Raw genomic sequence first — 21,313 nt, 5'->3', positions numbered from 1 at the left:
GTAGCGGCCAGTTTTTCATTTTGACACCCCTTACCCAAAGCACCCACATGACGATAGCAACACCCTTTGCTTCGGCCAGCGACGCCCCAGCGCCTTTTTTGCTGATTGATCAACTGGTCAAGGAATTCGATGGCGTGCGCGCCGTCAATGATATTTCCGTGACGATCAACAAGGGCGAGATATTCGCCCTGCTGGGCAGTTCAGGTTGCGGCAAGTCGACCCTGCTGCGCATGCTGGCCGGCTTCGAGACGCCGACGTCGGGCCGTATCGCCCTGGCGGGCAACAGCATCGTCGATGTGCCGCCGCACCAGCGTCCCATCAACATGATGTTCCAGTCGTACGCGCTGTTCCCCCATTTGTCCGTGTGGGACAACATCGCCTTTGGCCTGCGCCGCGACGGCTTGCCGAAAGCGGAAGTGGCGGCGCGCGTCGAGCAGATGCTGGCGCTGGTGCAGTTGGGCCAATACGCGAAGCGCAAGCCGCACCAGCTGTCGGGCGGCCAGCAGCAGCGCGTGGCGCTGGCGCGCAGCCTGGCCAAGCGGCCGCAATTGCTGCTGCTCGACGAGCCGCTGGGCGCGCTGGATAAAAAACTGCGCGAACGCACGCAGATGGAACTGGTGAACATCATCGAGCAGGTGGGCGTCACCTGCGTGATGGTCACGCACGACCAGGACGAGGCCATGAGCATGGCCACGCGCATCGCCGTCATGAGCGAAGGGCGCATCCTGCAGGTGGGCGCGCCCGGCGAAATCTACGAAACGCCGAACTGCCGTTTCGTGGCCGACTTCATCGGCAGCGTGAACCTGTTCGATGGCCGCATCACGGAAGACGAACCGGATCACGTGATCATCGATACGCCCGACGGCCGCCAGTATGTCGCGCATGGCATCACGGGCAACCTGGGCATGGATGTCTCGGTGGCCGTGCGCCCCGAAAAAATCGGCATCCAGATCGCGCCCCCCACCCTGGAGGAGCGCGCGTCGCCGGCGGAACATGGCTACAACTGTGCCCAGGGCGTGATTGTCGCCATGGCGTACTTTGGCAATGAAACCAGTTACCACGTGCGCCTCGACAGCGGCACGGTGGTGAAAGTCTCGCGCACCAACGCGGCCCGCCACGATGTCTCGCGCCTCGAGCGCGAGCAGCGCGTGTGGGTATGGTGGGATGGCGCCGACATCGTCGTGCTGACCAGCTGAGGCCATCATGACGCCTATTCTGCAATTGCTGCGCAATCTCGTCACCCTGCGCTGGATAACGGGGAAAAATGCGGGCCGCAACGTCGTCATCGCCGTGCCGTCGCTGTTCCTGGCCGCCGCCTTTCTGGTGCCCTTCCTGATCGTGCTGCGCATCAGCCTGTCCGACATGGACACGGCGGGCAGCCCGTTCGGCGGCTTGCTGTCGTATGTCGACGGCATCGTCGTGCTGAAGGTGAAAATCGCCAATTACCTGTTCATCGCCGCCGATGAACTGTATCTGCTTACCTACCTCAGTTCCATCAAGTACGCGGCCATTACCACGGCCATCTGCCTGTTTATCGGCTACCCGTTCGCCTACTTCATGGCGCGCGCCAAACCGTCGATCCGCCCCGTGCTGATGATGCTGGTGATGTTGCCGTTCTGGACCTCGTTCCTGCTGCGCGTGTATGCGTGGAAGGGCATTCTGGCTAATCACGGCTTGCTCAACGACTTGCTGATCGCGCTGGGCGTGGTGAGCGAACCGCTGCACATGATGAATACCTCGTTTTCCCTGGTGGTCGGCATGGTGTACGCCTACCTGCCCTTCATGATCCTGCCCCTGTACGCCAACCTGGTCAAAATGGACATGCGCTACCTGGAAGCAGCGGCCGACCTGGGCGCCACGCCATTGCAGGCGTTCTGGCGCATCACGGTGCCTCTGTCGAAGTCGGGCATCATCGCCGGCGCCATGCTGGTGTTCATCCCGTCCGTGGGCGAATACGTGATTCCCGAGCTGCTGGGCGGCCCGGAAACCCTGATGATCGGCAGGGTGCTGTGGGATGAGTACTTCACCAATAACGACTGGGCCATGGCTTCGTCGGTAACGGTGCTGGTGATCCTGCTGATCCTTGTGCCGATGGCCATTTTTAACAAATACAAGACGGACCAGGACGCGGAGGAGCGCACATGAACGGACGTAATTTCCTGCAGCGCTGGTTCGGGCGCGGCTGGCTCTCGCTTGGCTATCTGTTCCTGTACTTGCCCATCATCGTGCTGATCGTCTTTTCGTTCAACAGCTCGCGCCAGGACATGGTGTGGAGCGGCTTCTCGCTGCGCTGGTACCAGGAGCTGATGAGCGACACGGAAATCATCGCGGGTTTCGGTTTGTCCTTGAAGATCGCCTTCATGTCGGCGACATCTTCCGTCATCCTCGGCACGTTCGCCGCCTTCGCCTTGACCAGCTACCAGCGCTTCCGTGGCCGCGCCGTGTTTTCCGCCATGGTCAGCGCGCCGCTGGTGATGCCGGAAGTGATCATCGGTTTATCCCTGCTGCTGATGCTGGTGTCCATGCAAAAGGTCTTCGGTTTCCCTGAGCGGGGCGTGCTGACCATCTGGCTGGGGCACACCCTGCTGGGCATGGCGTATGCGGCCGTGGTGGTGCAGTCGCGCCTGCAGGAAATGAGCAAGTCGCTGGCCGAAGCGGCGATGGACCTGGGCTGCCGTGCGCACCAGGTGTTCTTCCTCGTGACCCTGCCGAACATCACGCAGGCGCTGGCATCGGCCTGGCTGCTGACATTTACCCTGTCGCTCGATGACGTGGTGCTGTCAGCTTTCCTGTCCGGTCCCGGCTCGACGACCATGCCGCTGGTGATTTTCTCGCGCGCGCGCCTGGGGCTCGATCCGCGCGTCAACGCCATCGCCGCGTTGACCATCCTCGTCGTGACGCTCGCCGTGATCGCGTATGCCGTGATGCTGGCGCGCGCCGACCGCAGACGCCGCAAGCAATTGTCTGCGGCGTATTCGGCGGACTAGGAGTAAGCTGGCGTTTTCATCTTGCAGGAGACGACCATGACGGAAAACACCAGCTGGCACGCACGTGCCGCAGAGATCAAGATCGATGGGCGTGCCTTCATCAACGGCGAGCGCGCCTGGGCCAGGTCCGGCCAGACCTTCGACAATCTGTCGCCCATCGATGGGCGTTTGCTGGGGCAGGTGGCCCGCTGCGATGGCGCGGACGTGGATGCGGCCGTGCAGGCCGCGCGTGCCGCCTTTGACGACCGCCGCTGGGCAGGAAAATCGCCCGCGCAGCGCAAGCGCGTGCTGATCAAGTTCGCCGACCTGGTGCAGAAATACGGTCCCGAACTGGCCCTGCTGGAAACCCTGGACATGGGTAAACCGATCAAATACAGCCAGAGCGTGGACGTGGGCGCCACGGCCAACTGCCTGCGCTGGTATGGCGAGGCGATCGACAAGGTCTACGATGAAATCGCCCCCACCCCTGCCAACAGCCTGGCTCTGATCACGCGCGAACCGGTCGGCGTCGTCGCCGCCATCGTGCCGTGGAATTACCCGATGATCATGGCCGCCTGGAAGATCGCGCCCGCGCTCGCCGCCGGCAACAGCGTGATATTGAAACCGTCCGAAAAATCGCCGCTGACGGCGCTGCGCCTGGCCGACATCGCGCTCGAAGCCGGCGTGCCGGCAGGCGTCTTCAATGTGCTGCCCGGCTATGGCCACGAGGCGGGCGCCGCGCTGGCACTGCACATGGATGTCGATTGCATCGGTTTTACGGGTTCCACGCGCACGGGAAAATTAATCGTGCAGATGGCGGGCCAGTCGAATCTGAAACGGGCGTGGACGGAATTGGGCGGCAAGTCCGCCAACATCGTTTGCGCCGATTGTCCTGACCTGGACAAGGCCGTGGCGGCCGCCGTCGGCTCCATCTTTTTCAACCAAGGCGAAAGCTGCAATGCGCCCTCGCGTTTGTTCGTGGAAGAATCGATCAAGGACGAATTCATGGCCAAGGCATTGGCTATGCTGCCCCGCTTTCAGCCGGGCGACCCGCTCGATGAAGCCACCGTCATGGGGGCCATCGTCGACGCCACGCAGATGAAGACCGTGATGGACTATATCGCTTCCGGCAAGCAGGAAGGCGCGCAGCTGCTGGGCGGCGGCGAGGCCGTGCGCCTTGATACGGGGGGCTACTATGTGCAGCCCACCGTCTTCGGCGTGGACGCCGGCATGACGATCGCGCGCGAAGAGATATTCGGGCCCGTCTTGTCCGTGCTGGGCTTTACGGATATTGCCGAGGCGGTGAAACAGGCCAACGCCACGCCGTACGGCTTGCAGGCGGCCGTGTGGACCTCCGACATCACCAAGGCCATCCAGACGGCGCGCGCCCTGCGCGCGGGCACCGTGCACGTCAACCAGTACGACGGCGACGATATCACCGTGCCGTTCGGCGGTTACAAGCAGTCGGGCAACGGGCGCGACAAGTCGCTGCACGCGCTGGACAAGTACACGGAGTTGAAGACGACGTGGATACAGGTGGGGTAAAGCGAAGCGCTGTCGGCCTGGCGCGCAGCGCGCAGGCCGACAGGCGGAATGACATCAGAAGCAGTGTTCCAGCGCCGGGAAGCTGCCATCCTTGACGGCTTTGACATAGCCGATGACGGCGTCGTCGATGCTGGCCGCGCCTTCCATGAAGTTGCGCACGAAGCGTGCCTTGCGGCCTGGGAAGACGCCCAGCATGTCGTGCATGACGAGGACCTGGCCCGAGCAATCGGGACCGGCGCCGATGCCGATCGTGGGGATCGTCAGCATCTCGGTCACTTCCTTGCCCAGTTGCGACGGCATCGCTTCCATCAGCACGATGGCGGCGCCCGCGTTTTGCAGCGTCAGCGCGTCGTTCTTCAGCTCCGTGGCGCTTTCCGTGCTCTTGCCCTGCACTTTATAGCCGCCCAGCTGGTGCACGAATTGCGGCGTCAGGCCGATGTGGGCGCAGATGGGGATGCCGCGCTCGGTGAGGAAACGGACGATCTCGGCCAGCCAGGCGCCGCCCTCGATCTTGATCATGTGCGCGCCAGCCTGCATCAGGATGACGGCGTTGGCATAGGCTGTCTCGGGCGTGCCATAGGCGCCGAACGGCAGGTCGGCGAGGATCATGGCCGACTTGCTGCCGCGCGCCACGGATGCCGTGTGGTAGGCCAGTTCGGCCACGGTGACGGGCAGGGTGGAGCTGTGGCCATTGCAGACCATGCCGAGCGAATCGCCGATCAGCAGGATTTCCACGCCGCAGCGGTCCATCAGGGACGCGAAGCTGGCGTCATAGCAGGTCAGCATGGTGATCTTCTCGCCGGCGGCGCGCAGCGTGGCCAGCGTATGGATGGTCACGGCCTTGTTGGCGACAGGCTTGGATGGCGCCGGCGCCGGTGCGGCGGCCTTGTCTTTGGCTGCCAGATCTGTTCCTTGCAAATAAGCGGACATAGGTATTCTCTAGAGTGAAAGGGGGTGATGCGATTGCGACGCCGCTAGTGTAGTACTTTATGCGGCGCGCTGCAGGAGCGGCATTGTAGAGGATGGGAGCGAGATGGGGCAGAGGCGGGGTCAGAGCTGGCTGATGGCCTGGTCGGCCACGCTTGCCAGGTAGTCCTGCGCCGGCCCCAGGCCGGGCACGGCGATGGCTGGCGCCAGGGCCAGCAGCGGCACCAGCACGAAGGCGCGCTCGGTGAGGCGCGGATGCGGCACCGTCAGGGTGGCGCTGGCGATCTGCTCGTCGCCGTACAGCAGCAAGTCCAGGTCCAGCGTGCGCGGGGCGTTGCGGTAGGGCCGTTCGCGCCCGTGCGCCGCTTCGATGGCGTGCAGGGCCAGCAGCAGTTCCTCTGCCGGCACGGTGGTGCTGATGCGCGCCACGGCGTTGATGTAGTCGTCGCCGCTCGAATCGATGGGCGCCGTGCGGTAGCTGGCCGAGGCGTCCAGCAAGCTGGCGCCGGGCAGGCGCGCCAGGCGCGCCAGCGCATCCTGCACGTTGGCGCGCGCGTCGCCCAGGTTCGCCCCGATGCCGATATAAGCGATAACTGCCGTTGCTGTCTGCATGGCTGCGTTTACTCGCCGCTGGTGTTGCCGGTGGTCGAGCCACCCGTGCCCGTCTTGCTGCGCGTGCTGCGGCGTGGCGGACGCTTCTTCTTGACGGCGCCCGGCGCGGCATTGGCGCTGACGAGCAGCGCTTCGCGCGTTTCCTCGTCGCCTTCATAAAAGGCCGTCCACCATTCGCCGATATCCATGTCGATCTCGCCCGAGGCGCAGCGCAGCAGCAGGAAGTCGTAGCCGGCGCGGAAGCGCAGGTGCTCCAGCAATTTATACGGCGCCTTGCCGACGCGGCGCTCGAAGCGCGGCTGCATCGACCAGATGTCGCGCATGTCGGAGCCGATCTTGCGCTGCAAGGCCAGTTTTTCCGTCTGCGAATCGAGCACGTCGTCGGCCGCCAGGTGCAGCGCGGGGATGGTCGACTCGCCGGCGGCGCGGTAGGCCGTCCATTTTTCCAGCACCTGGTGCCACAGCAGCGAGGCAAACAGGAAGCCCGGCGAGACCGTCTTGCCGGCGGCGATGCGCTGGTCGGTGGCGTCCAGCGCCAGGGTGACGAATTTCGCGCCCAGCGGCTGCTCCAGCACCACGTCGAGCAGCGGCAGCAAGCCGTGATGCAAGCCTTCCTTGCGCAGTTGCTGCAGGCAGGCCAGCGCGTGGCCGCTCATCAGCAGTTTCAGCATCTCGTCGAACACGCGCGGCGCGGGCACATTGTTGATCAGCGGCGCCATGATGGGAATCGGCGCGGCCGTGTGCGGCTCGATGGTGAATTTCAGCTTGGCGGCGAAGCGCACCACGCGCAGCATGCGCACGGGGTCTTCGCGATAGCGCTCTTCCGGCTTGCCGATCATGCGCAGAGTCTTGGCGCGGATGTCTTCCACGCCGCCGTGGTAATCGAGCACTTCCTGCGTGGCCGGGTTGTAGTACATGGCGTTGATGGTGAAGTCGCGGCGCAGCGCGTCTTCGTGCTGCAAACCGAAGGTATTGTCGCGCAGGACGCGGCCGTGTTCATCCTTGGGCGCGGAATCGGCGCCCGCGCCGCGGAAGGTCGTCACTTCCAGCAAATCCTGACCGAACATCACGTGCACGATCTGGAAGCGCTTGCCGATGATGAAGGCGCGGCGGAACAATCGCTTGACCTGTTCCGGCGTGGCGTTGGTGGCGATGTCGAAGTCCTTGGGTTTGACGCCCAGCAGCAGGTCGCGCACGGCGCCGCCGACGACAAAGGCCTCAAAACCCGCTTCCTGCAGGCTGCTGGTGACGCGGATGGCATTCGACGACACCAGTTTCGGGTCGATTCCGTGTTGCGCAGGACCGAGCACGATGGGGGCCGTGGTGTCGCGCGCTGCCTCTTTTTTAACGCCGAGGATCTTGCGGATGAATTTTTTAATCATTGAATAAGTGGAGTGATGGCCAGCCGTGGAGGGATGCGTGTGCGCTCAAAGCGGTATTGGGATTGGTCGCGACAGGGTGGGTCACGACTGACAGCAAGGGAATGTCGTTGTGCGAATCGCTGTAAAAATAGCTGCGCTCGAACTGCCCCAGTTCCTTGCCCATTTTTTCCAGCCAGGCATGGGTGTGGGTCAGCTTGCCCGCGCCCAGGGTCGGCGTGCCCACCAGCTTGCCCGTGACATTGCCTTTGTCGTCATACTCGGGCATGGCGGCCAGCAGGTGCTCGACGCCGAGCGCGTCAGCGATGGGTTTGGTGATGAAATGGTTGGTGGCCGTGACGATGGCCAGCAAATCGCCCGCGTCCTGGTGCTGCTTGAGCAGGGCCACGACTTCCGGGCGGATGGCCGGCATGACCACTTCGGCCATGAATTGCTTGTGCAGCGCTTCCAGGCGTTCGCGCGGGAATTGCGCCAGGGTGCCGAGGGAAAATTCCAGATATTCCACCGGATCGAGCGTACCGGCCTGGTATTGCGCGAAAAATTCGTCGTTGCGGCGGGTGAATTCGGCGGCGTCCACGGCACCGATGCGTACCAGGAATTCGCCCCACTCGTGATCCGAGTCGATGGGCAGCAGGGTGTGGTCGAGGTCAAACAGGGCCAGATTCATCATTCTTTCGCTTCCGCCTGCAGCAACTCGCGCAATAATGGCAAGGTGATCGGGCGTTGGGTTTCAAGGGAGTAGAGGTCGAGAGAGTCCAGCATCGTCGACAGCGAACGCATGTCGCGCCGGAAATGGGACAGCAGATAGGGTAACACGCCGGGCGACAAGGTCAAGCCGCGGGTGGTGGCCGCCTGGGTCAGGGCGGCGATTTTTTCATCGTCGGTCAAGCCGTGGATTTGATAGATCAGGCCCCAGCCCATGCGTGTGCGCAAGTCTTCGCGCACGGGCAGCACGGCCGGCGGCACGGCGCCGCTGCACACCATGAAGGCCTTGTTGGCGCGGATTTCATTGAACAGGGCAAAGGCATCGATTTGCGCCAGCGGCGACAGCTTTTCGCAGTCGTCGAGCAGGTACAGGTCGACGTCGGGCGAATACACGAATTCGGACTCGATCGAGAATGGCGAAATGTAGCGCGCGCGCTCGGTGCTGGCCAGGGCCTTGAGCAGGTGGCTCTTGCCGGCGGCCAGTTCGCCCCACAGGTAGGCAAAATGTTCGCGCGAAGTGCGCGCGGCGAACTGGCGCATCAGCTGCGCCACTTCGGCATTCTGTCCCACCTCGAAGGTATCGAGGCTGTGCGCCTGGTCTGTGCCTAAATCGAGCACCAGTTGTTTCATGGCGTACGCCTTGTCCTGTTTTTCATTACTGCTTGTGCATCATTGGTATTGCCAGGTTGATATGATATCCGCTTTTATTATGCATTATAGAAGGTGCTGGACAGGTAGTGGCGTCTTAGATGCTTAAAAGCGACCATCAACACGGCAGAAGCGGGTAAAGCGAGCAGTACGCCGACGAAACCAAACAGTTGCCCGAAAGCCAATAAGGCGAAGATCACGGCCAGCGGGTTCAGGCCGATGCGCTCGCCCACCAGGCGCGGCGTGAGGAAAAAGCCTTCGATGACCTGGCCGCAGCCGTAGATGACGGCCACGGCGATCACGCCGCTCCAGTCGGCGAACTGCAGCAGGGCGGCGATCAGCGCCAGCATCAGCCCCAGGCCGAAGCCCAGGTAGGGGATGAACACCAGCAAGCCCGTGATGATGCCCACAGGCAATGCCACTTCGAAACCGGCGATGGCCAGCGCCACCGAGTAATACGTGGCCAGCACCAGCATGACGAGCAACTGGCCGCGCAGGTATTGCGCCAGCAGGGTGTCGACTTCCTGCGCCATGCCTACCGTGCGGCCGACCCAGCGGCGCGGCACGGCGCCGGCGATGCGCGCCAGCATGGGATGCCAGTCCAGCAACAAGTAAAACAGCACGACGGGAATCAGCACCACGGTGGCCAGCCAGCCCAGCACGGCCGTGCCGCCGATGCGGGCCGAGGCCAATACCGTGCTCCAGATTTCATCGCCGCTGGTGGCCATCTGCTGGCTCAGCATGCGTTTGATGCCCGTGCCATCCAGGCGCACGCGGATGCCCAGGTCGCGCAGTTTCGGCGCCAGGAACTCGTTGGCCTTGCTGAGAAATTGGGGAATCTGCGCCTGCAGCAAGGGAATTTCCTTCTGCAGCACGGGCACGACGATCAGCACCAGCGCCGTAATGGCGAGGAAAAACAACACTACGACGACCAGCACGGCCAGCGGACGGGGCAGGTAAAAGCGCTTGTAATGCAGGCGTTGCAATCGGTCCACGCCGGGATTGAGCACGTAGGCGAGGATGGCGGCGGCCAGGAAGGGCGTCAGGATGGGGCCCAGGCTGACGAGCAGCAGCAGGAATGCCAGCCAGACCGCGATCCAAAATGCTGTTTGCTTCTGTTCGGCGGAGATGGCGAATGGCATGGAGTTTGTACTGTTGCGTTAAAAAAAGGCAGTTAATTACGAAATGGCGGGGCAGTTTGATAAAATAGCGACTTGATCGACCGAATTCACCCGCTGGCGTCCTGCCGCACGATGTTGAAAAACATGCTTGCGCGCGCGTGTCGGCGGGTATCCGCCTTCTATTTTACCGCCTCCGCTGCCACCACACCATGAACCAGACTTCTAATGTTTCCCTTTCCTACCGTGACGCTGGCGTCGATATCGACGCAGGCGACGCTTTAGTCGAAGCAATCAAGCCGTTTGCCAAGCGCACCCTGCGCGAAGGCGTGATGGGCGGCCTGGGCGGTTTTGGCGCCATGTTTGAAATCAGCAAGAAGTACAAGGAACCGGTGCTCGTCTCGGGCACCGACGGCGTGGGCACCAAATTGCGCCTGGCGTTCGAACTGAACCGCCATGATACGGTCGGCATCGACCTGGTCGCCATGAGCGTCAACGACATCCTGGTGCAAGGCGCCGAACCGCTGTTCTTCCTCGATTACTTCGCTTGCGGCAAGCTGGACGTGGCCATCGCCACCGACGTCATCAAGGGCATCGCCCAGGGTTGCGAACAAGCGGGCTGCGCACTGATCGGCGGCGAAACGGCGGAAATGCCGAGCATGTACCCGGCCGGCGAATACGACTTGGCAGGTTTTGCCGTCGGCGCCGTGGAAAAATCGAAAATCATCGACGGCACCAAGATCGCCCCGGGCGACGTGGTGCTGGGCCTGGCCTCGTCGGGCGTGCACTCGAATGGTTACTCGCTGGTGCGCAAGATTATCGAAGTGGCAAAACCGGACCTGGAAGGCGACTTCCACGGCCGCAAGCTGGCCGACGTGCTGATGCAGCCGACGCGCATCTACGTCAAGCCATTGCTGGCGCTGATGGATGCCATGGAAGTCAAGGGCATGGTGCACATCACCGGTGGCGGCCTGGTGGAAAACATCCCGCGCGTGCTGCAGCCTGGCCTGGTGGCCGAACTGGACTCGAAATCGTGGACCATGCCGCCGCTGTTCACGTGGCTGCAACAGCACGGCGGCGTGGCTGACGCCGAAATGCACCGCGTCTTCAACTGCGGCATCGGCATGACCGTCATCGTCTCGCAGGAAAACGCGGACGCCGCCATCGCTCAGCTGCAAGCGGCCGGCGAAACCGTCTCGCGCATCGGCACCATCCGTGCCCGCGTGGGCGACGAGCATCAGACGATCGTGATCTGATCACCTGACCAACCCTGCCGCGCTACGCCTTTGTCAGGCGCTGTGGCGTTCGTAAGAAAAAAGCAGGCCTCTTTGAGAGCCTGCTTTTTTTATGCCAGTTGCCAGCTTACCTTGCGTGCGCCGGCTTCATGCGCCCATCCGGCTGCGAGCCGCCCCTGCCGATCATGGCCACGCTGACGGCCGAGACGAGGGACGCGAACAGGATGTAGCCGACGATGTGCCACGGTTCGCCATTGCCCGTTTTCAGCAGGTAGGTGGCGATGATGGGAGTCAGGCCGCTGGCGAAGATGCCGGAGAACTGGTAGACGAAGGAGATGCCCGTGTAGCGCACCTTGGCATCGAACAGGTCGCAGAACAGGGCCGCTTCCGGGCCGTACACGGCCGAGTACAGCACGCCCAGCGGGATAATCACCGAACACCAGAGTAGCAGCGGATTGTCGGCGTGGTTGAGCATGATCCAGAAGGCGGGAATGGCCGACACGCCCGTGATCAAGGAACCCCAGAAAAACACCTTGGTGCGGCCGATGCGGTCCGACAGGCGGCCGAAGAACGGGATGCAAAAGCACATCACGACGGCCGACGCCATCACGCCCATCAGCGCTTCCGTGCGGGCAATCTTGATGGTGTTGGTCAGATAGGTGATGGAAAACACGCCGAAGATATTGAAGAACACGCCGTCGATATAGCGCGCGCCCATGCCCTTCAAGACGTTGCCCGGATAGCGTTTCAGCAGGTCGAAAAACGGAATCTGCGTCTCCGCATTCTTTTCCTTGACGGCCTGGAATTCCGGCGTTTCCATCACGTTCAAACGTATCCACATGCCGATGAAGACCAGGGCCGCAGATAAAATGAAGGCCACGCGCCAGCCCCAGGACAGGAATTGCGCATCGCTCAAGCTGTACGACAGGATCGCCACCACGCCGGAAGCGAGGCACAGGCCGATGGCCAGGCCGATCTGCGGCAGGCTGGCATAGAAGCCGCGCTCCTTCGGCGGCGCATATTCATACGCCATCAGCACGGCGCCGCCCCATTCTCCACCGAGGCCGATGCCCTGCAGCACGCGCAGGAACAGCAGCAGGCCGGGCGCCCAGTAGCCGATGTGGTCATACGTGGGCAGCACGCCGATCAGGAAGGTGGAGATGCCCATGATCATCAGGGTCATGACCAGCATGCTCTTGCGGCCGATCTTGTCGCCGAAGTGGCCGAAGATCACGCCGCCGATGGGGCGCGACAAAAAGCCCACGGCGAAGGTGCCGTAGGCCAGCATGGTCGAAACGAGCGGATCGCCGCCCGGGAAATACAGCTTGCTGAACACGATGCCGGCGACGACGCCGTATAAAAAGAAGTCGTACCACTCGATGGTGGCGCCGATCACGCTGGCCATCACGACTTTCCGTAGCTCTTTGGCCTTTTTCGGATTGTTCGTATTGTTATCCATAATATCTAGTCTCCAATCGATATCGATTATGTGTGTTTTTTTGATGCCTGGCTGATTGCCAAGTCATTGAGGGGCGGGGCCGTCTGCCCGCGCTGGCATCCTCCCGGGTGAGGTGGCGTGGGGCGCGGACTAGGCAGCCTTGGGCAGCCGCACGGCGACCGCCAGGATCATGTCGGCCGCTTTTTCGGCGATCATGATGGTGGGCGCGTTCGTGTTGCCCGAGACGATTTCCGGCATGATCGACGCGTCGACCACGCGCAGGTTCTGCATGCCGTGCACGCGCAGGCGGTCATCGACGACGGCCATGGCGTCATGTCCCATCTTGCAGGTGCCGCTAGGGTGGTAGATCGACTGGCTGAAGCGCCGCGCCGCGTCCAGCAATTCCGCGTCCGTCTCGAACTGCGGGCCGGGCACGAACTCGGAAATGATGTGCGGCGCCAGCGACGGCGCGGCGGCGATCCTGCGCGCCACGCGCAGGGCGGCGATCGCCGTGCGCTGGTCGCGCGGGTCGGACAGGTAGTTCGGGTAGATGCCCGGATAAGCGAGGGGATCGGCGGACTTGATCGACACGTGGCCACGGCTGTGCGGGCGCAGCTGGCACACGGACGACGTAAAGGCGGAAAACGGATGCGCGCCTTCGCCCGGCTTGTCGGCGCTTAGCGGCTGCATGTGGAACTGGATGTCGGGCCGCTCCACCTCGGGCGAGGATTTGGTAAATACCGTCACCTGGCTGGCCGCCAGGGTCAAGGGCCCGGAGCGCGAAAACACATATTGCATGCCCACCCACAGCTTGCCCCACAAGCTGTTGACTTCATCGTTGAGGGTTTTCAGCCGCGTCTTGAAGACGAGGCGGATTTGCAGGTGGTCTTGCAGGTTCTGTCCCACGCCGGGCAAGTCGTGCACCAGCGGCACGCCCACTTCCTCGAGCAGGGCGCGCGGACCCACGCCCGAGCATTGCAGGATCTGCGGCGAGCCGATGGCGCCCGCGCATAAAATCACTTCGCCGCCGGCACGCGCCTGGCGCAGCTGGCCATCTTGCCTGTACTCGATGCCGACGGCGCGCTTGCCCTCGAACAGTACGCGCGTGATCTGCGCGCGCACTTCCACGCGCAGGTTGGCGCGCTTGCGGGCCGGCCGCAAGAAGGCTTTCGCCGTGCTCCAGCGCAAACCCTTGCTGGCCGTCTGCTGGAAGTAGCCGACGCCTTCCTGCGTGGCGCCGTTGTAATCGGCATTGAAAGGGATGCCGCTTTCCGTGGCGCCCGCAATAAAGTGTTCCGCGATGGGACGGCGCAGGCGCAAGTCCGACACCTTCAATGGGCCACCGACGCCGTGGTAATCGCTGGCGCCCCGTTCCTGGTCTTCCGATTTTTTAAAGTAGGGCAGCACCTCGGCATAGCTCCAGCCTGCGTTGCCCAGTTCGGCCCAGCGGTCGTAATCTTCCTTCTGGCCCCGCACGTACAGCAGGCCGTTGAGCGAGCTGGAACCGCCCAAGACCTTGCCGCGCGGCCATTGCAGCTGGCGCCCGGCGATGCCGGCGTCCGCTTCCGTGCGGTAACACCAGTCCAGCTTCGGGTCGTGCATGGTCTTGAAATAGCCGACCGGCACGTGTATCCAGGGATTGTTGTCCTTGCCGCCCGCTTCCAGCAGCAATACCTGATTGTTGCTGTCGTGCGACAGGCGGTTGGCCAGCACGCAGCCGGCCGAACCGGCGCCGACGACGATGTAATCATAGTGTGTTTGCAACATGGTGCTTGTCTCCTGCGTTGCGGTATCGCGCCGCCTCGGCGGGCGTTTTTTGCGATACACTGGTCTTTATTGATTATTTTTGGAACGTCTTGTTCCATTTATAAAAGACGTGCAGCACCGGGACAAGCGGAAACAGCCGCATACGCGAGAGGTGAAACAGAACATGCATGATGCGTTTCAAAAACGGCCGGCCGAGGCCGAAGAGGGTAGCCAGGCTGCGCCCAGCACGGCGGCCAGCCATGGCGACGAGGCGCGGGGCTTGCGCGTGCTGCGTCTGATCGAGCACCTGGCCAGCGCCAGCCAGCCCTTGACCCTGTCGCAGCTGGCCGCGCGCATGCAGGTGCCCAAGGCCAGCATGATGCGCCTGCTCGATACCTTGGAGCAACATGGCTATGTGCTGCGCACGCCCGTGGGACGCGGTTACGTGCCCGGTGCCGCGTCCACCAACCTGGCGCTGGCGACTCTGCGCAATAATGCCCTGATCCGCGTGAGCCGCAGCATCCTGGGGAGCCTGGTGGCGGCCACGGGCGAGACGTGCAACTTGGCCATTCCCGAGGGCAATGCGATCGTCTACGTGGACCGCGTGGAAACGCAGGAACCGTTGCGCCTGCACCTGGTGCTGGGCACGCGCGCGCCCATGCATTGCACGGCGAGCGGAAAATTATTCCTGGCGCATATGACGTTGCTGGAGCGGCGCGAGTTGCTGGCCATGCTGACCCTGCAGGCGCGCACGCCGAAAAGCATCACGGACCCCGTGCTGCTCGAGCGCGAGATCGTGCGCATCGCCCGCCTGGGCATCGGCATCGACGACGAGGAATTCGTGCACGGCATGGTCGCCGTGGCCGTGCCCATCTGCGCGGCCGACGGGCGCATCGTGGCGGCCGTGGCCTGCCACGCGCCCGTGGCGCGCAAGTCCGTGGAGCAACTGCTGCAGCACGTGCCGCAGCTCAAGGAGGCGGCCGTCAAGCTGCGGCCTCTGTTGCTGGCGGAAAACAGCTAGGGTTTCAAGACCTTTGCCACCTTCGCCGCGCGCAGGCGGAAGGCGTCCGGCATGCCCGAGCCCAGCAGCGGGCGCAGATACAGCCGGAAAGCATCTGTCACGTCCGTGCCGCTGGCGCTGATGAATTCGTCTTCCATGGTGCGCGTCTTGCCCGCCACGTCGGAAAGTGGCAGCAACTCGTAATCGACGGAATAAAAGCCCGTGCGCTTGATGGCGACGGAACCGTCGCGCTCGCCCCACATGGCGAATTGCACGGCTTTTTCGCCTACTTCGCGGGCTTCGCGTTGATCTACATCAGAGACGCAGCCGATGAAGGAGCGCTGCAGATAGCCGAAGGTATCGCCGCGCACGCGCTTGATGCCCAGTTTCGCCTTGATCGCGTCGCACAGCAGGTCGGCCAGCGCGCCCGTGCCCGACAATTGCACGTTGCCGTGCGCATCGCGCTCGACCGCATTGCCCGCCTGTGTGGCCAGCAGGCTGGCGATCGGCTCGCCAGAGGCATCGTGGATGCCTTCCGACACGGCAATCACGCAGCGGCCATGTTTTTCATACATGGCCTTCACGTCGGCGAGGAATTGATCCAGCGCAAAGACGCGCTCGGGCAGGTAGATCAGGTGCGGGCCATCGTCGGGGAACTTCTTGCCCAGCGCCGAGGCGGCCGTCAAAAAGCCTGCGTGGCGGCCCATTACCACGCCCACGTAGACGCCGGGCAAGGCCGCGTTGTCGAGGTTGGCGCCGGCGAACGCTTGCGCGACGAAGCGCGCGGCCGAGGGAAAACCGGGCGTATGGTCGCTGCCCACCAGATCGTTGTCGATGGTTTTCGGAATGTGGATGCAGCGCAGCGGATAGCCTGCCTTATGCGCTTCCTCGCTGACGATGCGCACCGTGTCGGACGAGTCATTGCCGCCGATGTAAAAGAAATGCTCGATCTCGTGCGCGCGCAGCACTTCGAAGATCTGCTGGCAGTAGGCAATATCGGGCTTGTCGCGCGTGGAGCCGAGCGCCGACGAGGGCGTGGCGGCCACCAGTTCCAGGTTGTGGCTGGTCTCCTGCGTCAGATCGACGAACTCTTCATTGATGATGCCGCGCACGCCGTGCAGCGCCCCATACACGCGCGTGACATGTTGAAAGCGCCGCGATTCGAGCACCACGCCCACCAGCGACTGGTTGATGACGGCGGTGGGACCGCCTCCCTGGGCAACAAGAATTTTTCCAGACGGCATGGGATTTCCTCGTAAATGGAACGGCCCTCCAGCCTACTCCTTTTTTGCCGGGACGCTGTCTTTTCCGATAGTTCTGTCGCGGAATTTTTCCATTTCATCCCACGGCCTGGATGCGCTGTTATTCCGGCGCCCGGATATGCTCGACCAGCCCCGTGCTGCGGCGTCCTGGCGCCGGCGTCAGCCAGCTGACCAGCACGGCGGCGGCCAGGCCGGCCGGCACGCCGAAGATGCCTGCGGAAATGGGCGCGATATGAAACCATTGACCGCTGGCATTACCGCCCAGCATGGTGCTCGTGTGCAGCATGTAATACAGGCACACGCCAAAGCCCGCCAGCATGCCGGCCAGCGCGCCCTGGTGGTTGGCGCGTTTCCAGAACACGCCCAGCACCAGCGGCGGAAACAGGGTCGAGGCGGCCAGGGAAAAGGCCACGCCCACGAGCGACAAAATATCCGCCGGCTTTTGCGAGGCCGCATAGGCGGCGATGAAGGCTACGGCCAGCAGCAGCAATTTCGAGATCGTCACGCGCTTTTGCGTCGAGGCGGTGGGATCGACCACCTTGTAATAAATGTCGTGCGACAGGGCGTTGGAGATGGCCAGCAGCAAGCCATCAGCCGTCGACAGGGCGGCAGCCAGGCCGCCGGCCGCCACCAGGCCGGAAATCACGTAGGGCAGGCCGGCGATCTCGGGCGTGGCCAGCACCAGCACGTCGGCGTCGATGGAAATTTCCGCCAGTTGCACGATGCCGTCCCGGTTGACGTCGACGATGCTGATCAGGGGGCTGAGCTTGTCCACGTTGGCCCAGTAGGATACCCAGGTGGGCAGGTTCGTGTATTGCGTGCCCACCAGCGCCGAGTAAATATCGTATTTGACCAGCACGGCCAGCGCGGGAATCGTGAGGTAGATCAACAAAATGAAGAACAGGGTCCAGAAGACGGAGACGCGCGTTTCGTGCACGGACGGCGTGGTGTACGATCGCATCAGGATGTGGGGCAGGGCGGCCGTGCCCAGCATCATGCAGAACACGAGGGCCAGGAAATTGTTGCGCTTGATGTCGGATTGTTCCCGGTCGGCGGCGGGAAACGGCTGCGCGTGCGGAATGATCGGCTCGGCGCGTTTCTGGTTCTGCGCCTGCGCCGCCTGCCACAGCACGCGTGCCTCGTCCGGACTTTTCGGATAGGCAATCAGGTAGCGTTCCGCGTTGCGGATGTCGAACAGCGAAGCATTGCGCTGGCGCAAACTATCGAGCTGGCGCTGGGCCGTCAGATGGCCTTGTTCCCAGGAAGCGGGCAAGCCGTCGATGCGCGCCTGGTAGCTTTGTGCGCGCTGGCGGAAGATGGCGCGCACTTCGTTTTCTTTCGGATCCGTTTCCAGCACGTGTTCGCGCGCGCTCAGTTGCGGCAGCACCTTGCCGTAGGCGATCTGCGGCACGGGATTGTCCGCATGCTTGACCGACAGCCACATGGCGGGAATCAGAAAGGCGACGAGGATGATGATGTACTGCGCCACCTGCGTCCAGGTGATGGCGCGCATACCGCCCAGAAAGGAGCAGACGAGGATGCTGGCCAGGCCCAGGAAGATGCCGACGGAAAAATCCACGCCCGTGAAGCGCGAGGCGATCAGGCCGACGGCGTAGATCTGCGCCACCACATACGTAAACGAGACGATGATGGTGGCGGCCACGGCCACCACGCGCACGCTGGCGCCCCGTTTGTCGGTGCCGCTGCCGTAGCGGGCGGCGAGGAAATCGGGAATCGTGTACTGGCTGAACTTGCGCAGGTAGGGCGCGATCAGCAGTGCGACCAGGCAATAGCCACCCGTCCAGCCCATGATGAAGGCCAGGCCGTCGAAACCGTTCAGGTACAGGCCGCCAGCCAGGCTGATGAAGCTGGCCGCCGAAATCCAGTCGGCGGCCGTGGCCATGCCGTTGAACATGGCCGGCACGCGGCGCCCCGCCACATAGTATTCGGTGACGTTCGAGGTACGGCTGATGACGCCGATGGTGGCGTACAGGGTGATGGTGACGAGCATGAACAGGTAGCCGATCCACGCGCGCGGCATGCCTTCCTGCTCCAGCACCGACAGGGCCAGCAGGAAGGCGGCGAAACCGGCCGTAAACAGCAGGTAGTAGCGGCACAGCCGCGCAAAGAAGGTGGGCTGGCCGCTCATGCTTGCTCCTCGGCATGAAAAGCCCGGTCGAGACGCCGCATGCGCCAGGCGTAGAAGGCGATGATGGCCAGGTACACGAGCGAGGCGCCCTGGGCCGCCATATAAAAGGGCAGCGGCCAGCCGAACAGGTTCAGATGCAACAGCTCGCGCGCATAGAACACGGTCAGGAAGCCCGTCAGCAGCCAGACCAGCAGCAGGATGGCCGTCAGGCGCCGCGTCTTGCGCCAGTGCACATCGAGGCGCGCCTGCAGCTCGGGGCTGGGCGTGCGCGCCGGCCGCGCGGGGGGAGCGGGTGGGCTCGGCTTATCCATACGTGATGTCATCCTCTTCTGGCGCGTCCGGCAACAGCAGGGCGATGCTCAGGCGCAGCAGGGTGCCCGGCAGCTTCGGCGACTGCGCGCGCGGATTGTTAAAAATATCGACTTCGGCGCCATGCTGCTGGGCAATTTCGCGCACGATGGCCAGGCCCAGGCCGCTACCGTCGACATTACTGCCGAGAATGCGGTAAAAGCGTTCGAACACGTGCGCCCGCTCGGCCTGCGGTATGCCGGGGCCCGTATCTTCCACTTCCAGGATGGCCAGTTCCAGGGTGCTGCGCACGCGCACCGTGACGCTGCCTCCAGCCGGCGTGTAGCGCAAGGCATTGTCGATCAGGTTGCTCAGCAGCTCGCGCAGCATCATGGCATTGCCGGAGATCAAGATCGAATACGCGGGCTGCTCGAAGCCCAGGTCGATATGCTGGGCAAACGAGGCTTGCACCCAATCCTGCACCACGCCGCGCGCCAGTTCGCTCAGCTCGATCGGCTCGAACGCCGTGCCCGCCTGCGGCTGGTTTTCCGCGCGCGCCAGAGCCAGCAACTGGTTGACCAGGCGCGTGGCCGCTTCCGAACTTTTCGCCAGTTGCAGCAGCGAGCGGTGGATTTCGTCGTGGTCGGTCTGGCGCAGGGCCAGCTCGGATTGCATGCGCATGCCGGCCAGCGGCGTTTTCATCTGGTGCGCGGCATCGGCGATGAAGCGTTTCTGCATGTCGATCGACAGCGACAGCCGCGCCAGCATCTCGTTGAGCGAACCGACCAGCGGCGTGATTTCCTCGGGCACCTGGCCCGATTCGATGGGCGATAAATCGTCGGGCGGGCGGGCGCGTATGCGTTCCTGCAATTGCGCCAGCGGCGACAGGCCGCGCGCCAGGGCAAACCAGACCAGGGCCAGGATCACGGGCAGGATGATGAACTGCGGCAAAATCACGCCCTTGATGATTTCATTGGCCAGCTGGGCGCGCTTTTCCAGGGTTTCCGCCACTTGCACCAGCGCGCGGCTGGGTTCATCGTCGTTGCCGGAAGGAATGTCGAGATAGCTGAACGCCACCCGCACGGGCGTGCCGTGGATGGTGTCGTTGCGAAACAGCACCATGCCGCTGCGGTATTTGTCGGGGTCTTGCGGCGGCGGCAGATCGCGGTCGCCGTTCAGGTATTCGCCGCGCGGGCCCACCACCAGGTAATACAGGGTGTCGACATCGTCGCCGCGCAGGAAGTCGCGGCCCTTGCCGTTTTTGTCCGGCACGTGGCGCAGCATCGCGCCATCGGCTTGCTTGACCTGTTGCGTCAGCACCGTCACGCTGTCTTCCAGCGCATGGTCGAACGGTTGATTGGCGATGCTCTTGGCCACCAGATAGGTGATGGCGATGCTCATCGGCCACAGCAGCAGCAAGGGCGCCAGCATCCAGTCGAGGATTTCGCCGAACAGCGAATGCTCGATGGTGTCATCCTGCTCCGTGGTGGGCGGCTCGAACCAGTCGTCGTCTTCCGCCTCGTCCGCTGGCGCCTCGCGCACCTTCACTTGCTGGCGGGTCCGCTGGCCGGGCTTGCCGATTCGCCCGCTTCGGCGTTCAGGCGCGCCGCTTCCGAGTATTTTTCCAGGCAGTATCCGAGGCCGCGCACTGTGGCGATGCGCACGCCGCCCACTTCGATCTTCTTGCGCAAGCGGTGGACATACACTTCGATGGCGTTGTTCGACACTTCCTCGCCCCATTCGCACAGGTGGTCGACCAGTTGCTCTTTTGAAACGAGGCGGCCCGTGCGGCCCAGCAGGATTTCCAGCAAGCCCAGTTCGCGCGCCGACAGGTCGAGCATCTGGTCGTTGATGTAGGCGCTGCGCCCCACCTGGTCGTAGCTGAGGGGGCCGTGCTTGATGATGGTGGCACCGCCGCCGGCGCCGCGGCGCGTCAGGGCGCGCACTCTTGCCTCCAGTTCCGACAAGGCGAACGGCTTGGCCATATAATCGTCGGCACCGAGGTCGAGGCCATTCACGCGTTGCTCGATGGAATCGGCGGCCGTCAGGATCAGCACGGGCAGCAGCGAGGCGCGCGCGCGCAGGCGGCGCAGCACTTCCAGCCCGGACATCTTGGGCAAGCCCAGGTCGAGGATCAGCAAGTCGAATTCCTGGGTGGACAGGGCCGTATCGGCCTCTTGCCCGGTCTTGACGTAGTCGATCGCATAACCGGACTGGCGCAGCGAGCGGGTCAGGCCATCGGCCAGCACGCTGTCATCTTCGGCAAGTAAAATACGCATGGTGCACTTCCTATGC

General features: G+C 63.3%; 19 protein-coding genes. 6 read left to right on the top strand and 13 right to left on the bottom strand.

Going from position 1 to position 21,313, the window contains the following annotated elements; genetic code table 11:
• Positions 1-47: 47 nt before the first annotated feature.
• The 4 genes from VPH40_RS15545 to VPH40_RS15530 are packed head-to-tail and all read left to right on the top strand — an operon-like array spanning position 48 to position 4,511.
• Complete coding sequence (locus VPH40_RS15545) at positions 48-1,196, top strand: ABC transporter ATP-binding protein (RefSeq protein WP_328573900.1); 1,149 nt, start codon at positions 48-50, stop codon at positions 1,194-1,196.
• A 7-nt stretch (positions 1,197-1,203) separates the two neighbouring features.
• Positions 1,204-2,145: an ABC transporter permease subunit gene (locus VPH40_RS15540; protein ID WP_251350108.1), complete on the top strand. Its 942-nt coding sequence runs from the start codon at positions 1,204-1,206 to the stop codon at positions 2,143-2,145.
• Positions 2,142-2,987, top strand: a complete 846-nt coding sequence (locus tag VPH40_RS15535) for an ABC transporter permease (protein ID WP_328573899.1) — start codon at positions 2,142-2,144, stop codon at positions 2,985-2,987. Before VPH40_RS15540 ends, VPH40_RS15535 begins: the two co-directional genes overlap by 4 nt.
• 36 nt (positions 2,988-3,023) lie before the next feature.
• Positions 3,024-4,511, top strand: coding sequence for an aldehyde dehydrogenase (locus tag VPH40_RS15530; RefSeq protein WP_328573898.1), 1,488 nt, complete (start codon positions 3,024-3,026; stop codon positions 4,509-4,511).
• Between the two features lie 54 nt (positions 4,512-4,565).
• On the opposite strand, the gene panB is transcribed toward VPH40_RS15530, so the two are convergent.
• The 6 genes from panB to VPH40_RS15500 form a co-directional block, all read right to left on the bottom strand.
• Positions 4,566-5,441: a 3-methyl-2-oxobutanoate hydroxymethyltransferase gene (gene panB / locus VPH40_RS15525; protein ID WP_180278676.1), complete on the bottom strand. Its 876-nt coding sequence runs from the start codon at positions 5,439-5,441 to the stop codon at positions 4,566-4,568.
• A 120-nt stretch (positions 5,442-5,561) separates the two neighbouring features.
• Positions 5,562-6,050: a 2-amino-4-hydroxy-6-hydroxymethyldihydropteridine diphosphokinase gene (gene folK, locus VPH40_RS15520; protein WP_099666346.1), complete on the bottom strand. Its 489-nt coding sequence runs from the start codon at positions 6,048-6,050 to the stop codon at positions 5,562-5,564.
• Positions 6,051-6,058: 8 nt separating this feature from the next.
• Positions 6,059-7,432 (bottom strand): polynucleotide adenylyltransferase PcnB, encoded by a 1,374-nt coding sequence (gene pcnB / locus VPH40_RS15515; RefSeq protein ID WP_328573897.1) that lies wholly within the window; start codon positions 7,430-7,432, stop codon positions 6,059-6,061.
• Positions 7,425-8,096, bottom strand: coding sequence for an HAD family hydrolase (locus tag VPH40_RS15510; RefSeq protein WP_099668341.1), 672 nt, complete (start codon positions 8,094-8,096; stop codon positions 7,425-7,427). The genes pcnB and VPH40_RS15510 overlap by 8 nt, the downstream gene beginning before the upstream one ends.
• On the bottom strand, positions 8,096-8,764 hold the full coding sequence (hda, locus tag VPH40_RS15505; protein WP_058048421.1) for a DnaA regulatory inactivator Hda: 669 nt from the start codon (positions 8,762-8,764) through the stop codon (positions 8,096-8,098). Before hda ends, VPH40_RS15510 begins: the two co-directional genes overlap by 1 nt.
• Positions 8,765-8,841: 77 nt before the next feature.
• Positions 8,842-9,924, bottom strand: a complete 1,083-nt coding sequence (locus VPH40_RS15500) for an AI-2E family transporter (RefSeq protein ID WP_328573896.1) — start codon at positions 9,922-9,924, stop codon at positions 8,842-8,844.
• Positions 9,925-10,112: 188 nt separating this feature from the next.
• Between VPH40_RS15500 and purM the strand changes: the two genes are divergently transcribed.
• Positions 10,113-11,156 (top strand): phosphoribosylformylglycinamidine cyclo-ligase, encoded by a 1,044-nt coding sequence (gene purM / locus VPH40_RS15495; RefSeq protein WP_077408694.1) that lies wholly within the window; start codon positions 10,113-10,115, stop codon positions 11,154-11,156.
• A gap of 106 nt (positions 11,157-11,262) precedes the next feature.
• Here purM and VPH40_RS15490 read toward each other — a convergent pair whose 3' ends face one another.
• Both VPH40_RS15490 and VPH40_RS15485 read right to left on the bottom strand, forming a co-directional pair.
• Positions 11,263-12,594, bottom strand: coding sequence for an MFS transporter (locus tag VPH40_RS15490; RefSeq protein ID WP_328573895.1), 1,332 nt, complete (start codon positions 12,592-12,594; stop codon positions 11,263-11,265).
• A 129-nt stretch (positions 12,595-12,723) separates the two neighbouring features.
• Positions 12,724-14,340, bottom strand: coding sequence for a GMC family oxidoreductase (locus tag VPH40_RS15485; protein WP_328573894.1), 1,617 nt, complete (start codon positions 14,338-14,340; stop codon positions 12,724-12,726).
• A gap of 163 nt (positions 14,341-14,503) precedes the next feature.
• Here VPH40_RS15485 and VPH40_RS15480 point away from each other — a divergent pair, with 163 nt between their 5' ends.
• A complete protein-coding gene (locus VPH40_RS15480; protein WP_289900139.1) occupies positions 14,504-15,340 on the top strand; it encodes an IclR family transcriptional regulator in 837 nt (278 codons plus the stop codon).
• Here VPH40_RS15480 and VPH40_RS15475 read toward each other — a convergent pair.
• From VPH40_RS15475 to VPH40_RS15455, 5 genes are all read right to left on the bottom strand, one after another.
• Complete coding sequence (locus tag VPH40_RS15475) at positions 15,337-16,563, bottom strand: 6-phosphofructokinase (protein ID WP_328573893.1); 1,227 nt, start codon at positions 16,561-16,563, stop codon at positions 15,337-15,339. The two genes, VPH40_RS15480 and VPH40_RS15475, sit on opposite strands and share 4 nt — an antisense overlap.
• A gap of 118 nt (positions 16,564-16,681) precedes the next feature.
• Complete coding sequence (locus VPH40_RS15470; RefSeq protein WP_328573892.1) at positions 16,682-18,730, bottom strand: sodium:solute symporter family protein; 2,049 nt, start codon at positions 18,728-18,730, stop codon at positions 16,682-16,684.
• A complete protein-coding gene (locus tag VPH40_RS15465) occupies positions 18,727-19,041 on the bottom strand; it encodes a DUF4212 domain-containing protein (protein ID WP_305057306.1) in 315 nt (104 codons plus the stop codon). Before VPH40_RS15465 ends, VPH40_RS15470 begins: the two co-directional genes overlap by 4 nt.
• Positions 19,034-20,560, bottom strand: coding sequence for a sensor histidine kinase N-terminal domain-containing protein (locus tag VPH40_RS15460; protein ID WP_442906650.1), 1,527 nt, complete (start codon positions 20,558-20,560; stop codon positions 19,034-19,036). Before VPH40_RS15460 ends, VPH40_RS15465 begins: the two co-directional genes overlap by 8 nt.
• 2 nt (positions 20,561-20,562) lie before the next feature.
• Complete coding sequence (locus tag VPH40_RS15455) at positions 20,563-21,297, bottom strand: response regulator (protein WP_034746066.1); 735 nt, start codon at positions 21,295-21,297, stop codon at positions 20,563-20,565.
• Positions 21,298-21,313: the final 16 nt, after the last annotated feature.

The organism is Janthinobacterium sp. P210005 (assembly GCF_036231865.1).
GTDB lineage: Bacteria > Pseudomonadota > Gammaproteobacteria > Burkholderiales > Burkholderiaceae_D > Janthinobacterium > Janthinobacterium kumbetense.
Note: the sequence above shows the minus strand (reverse complement) of the source record. Positions and strands in the feature narration are given on the sequence as shown.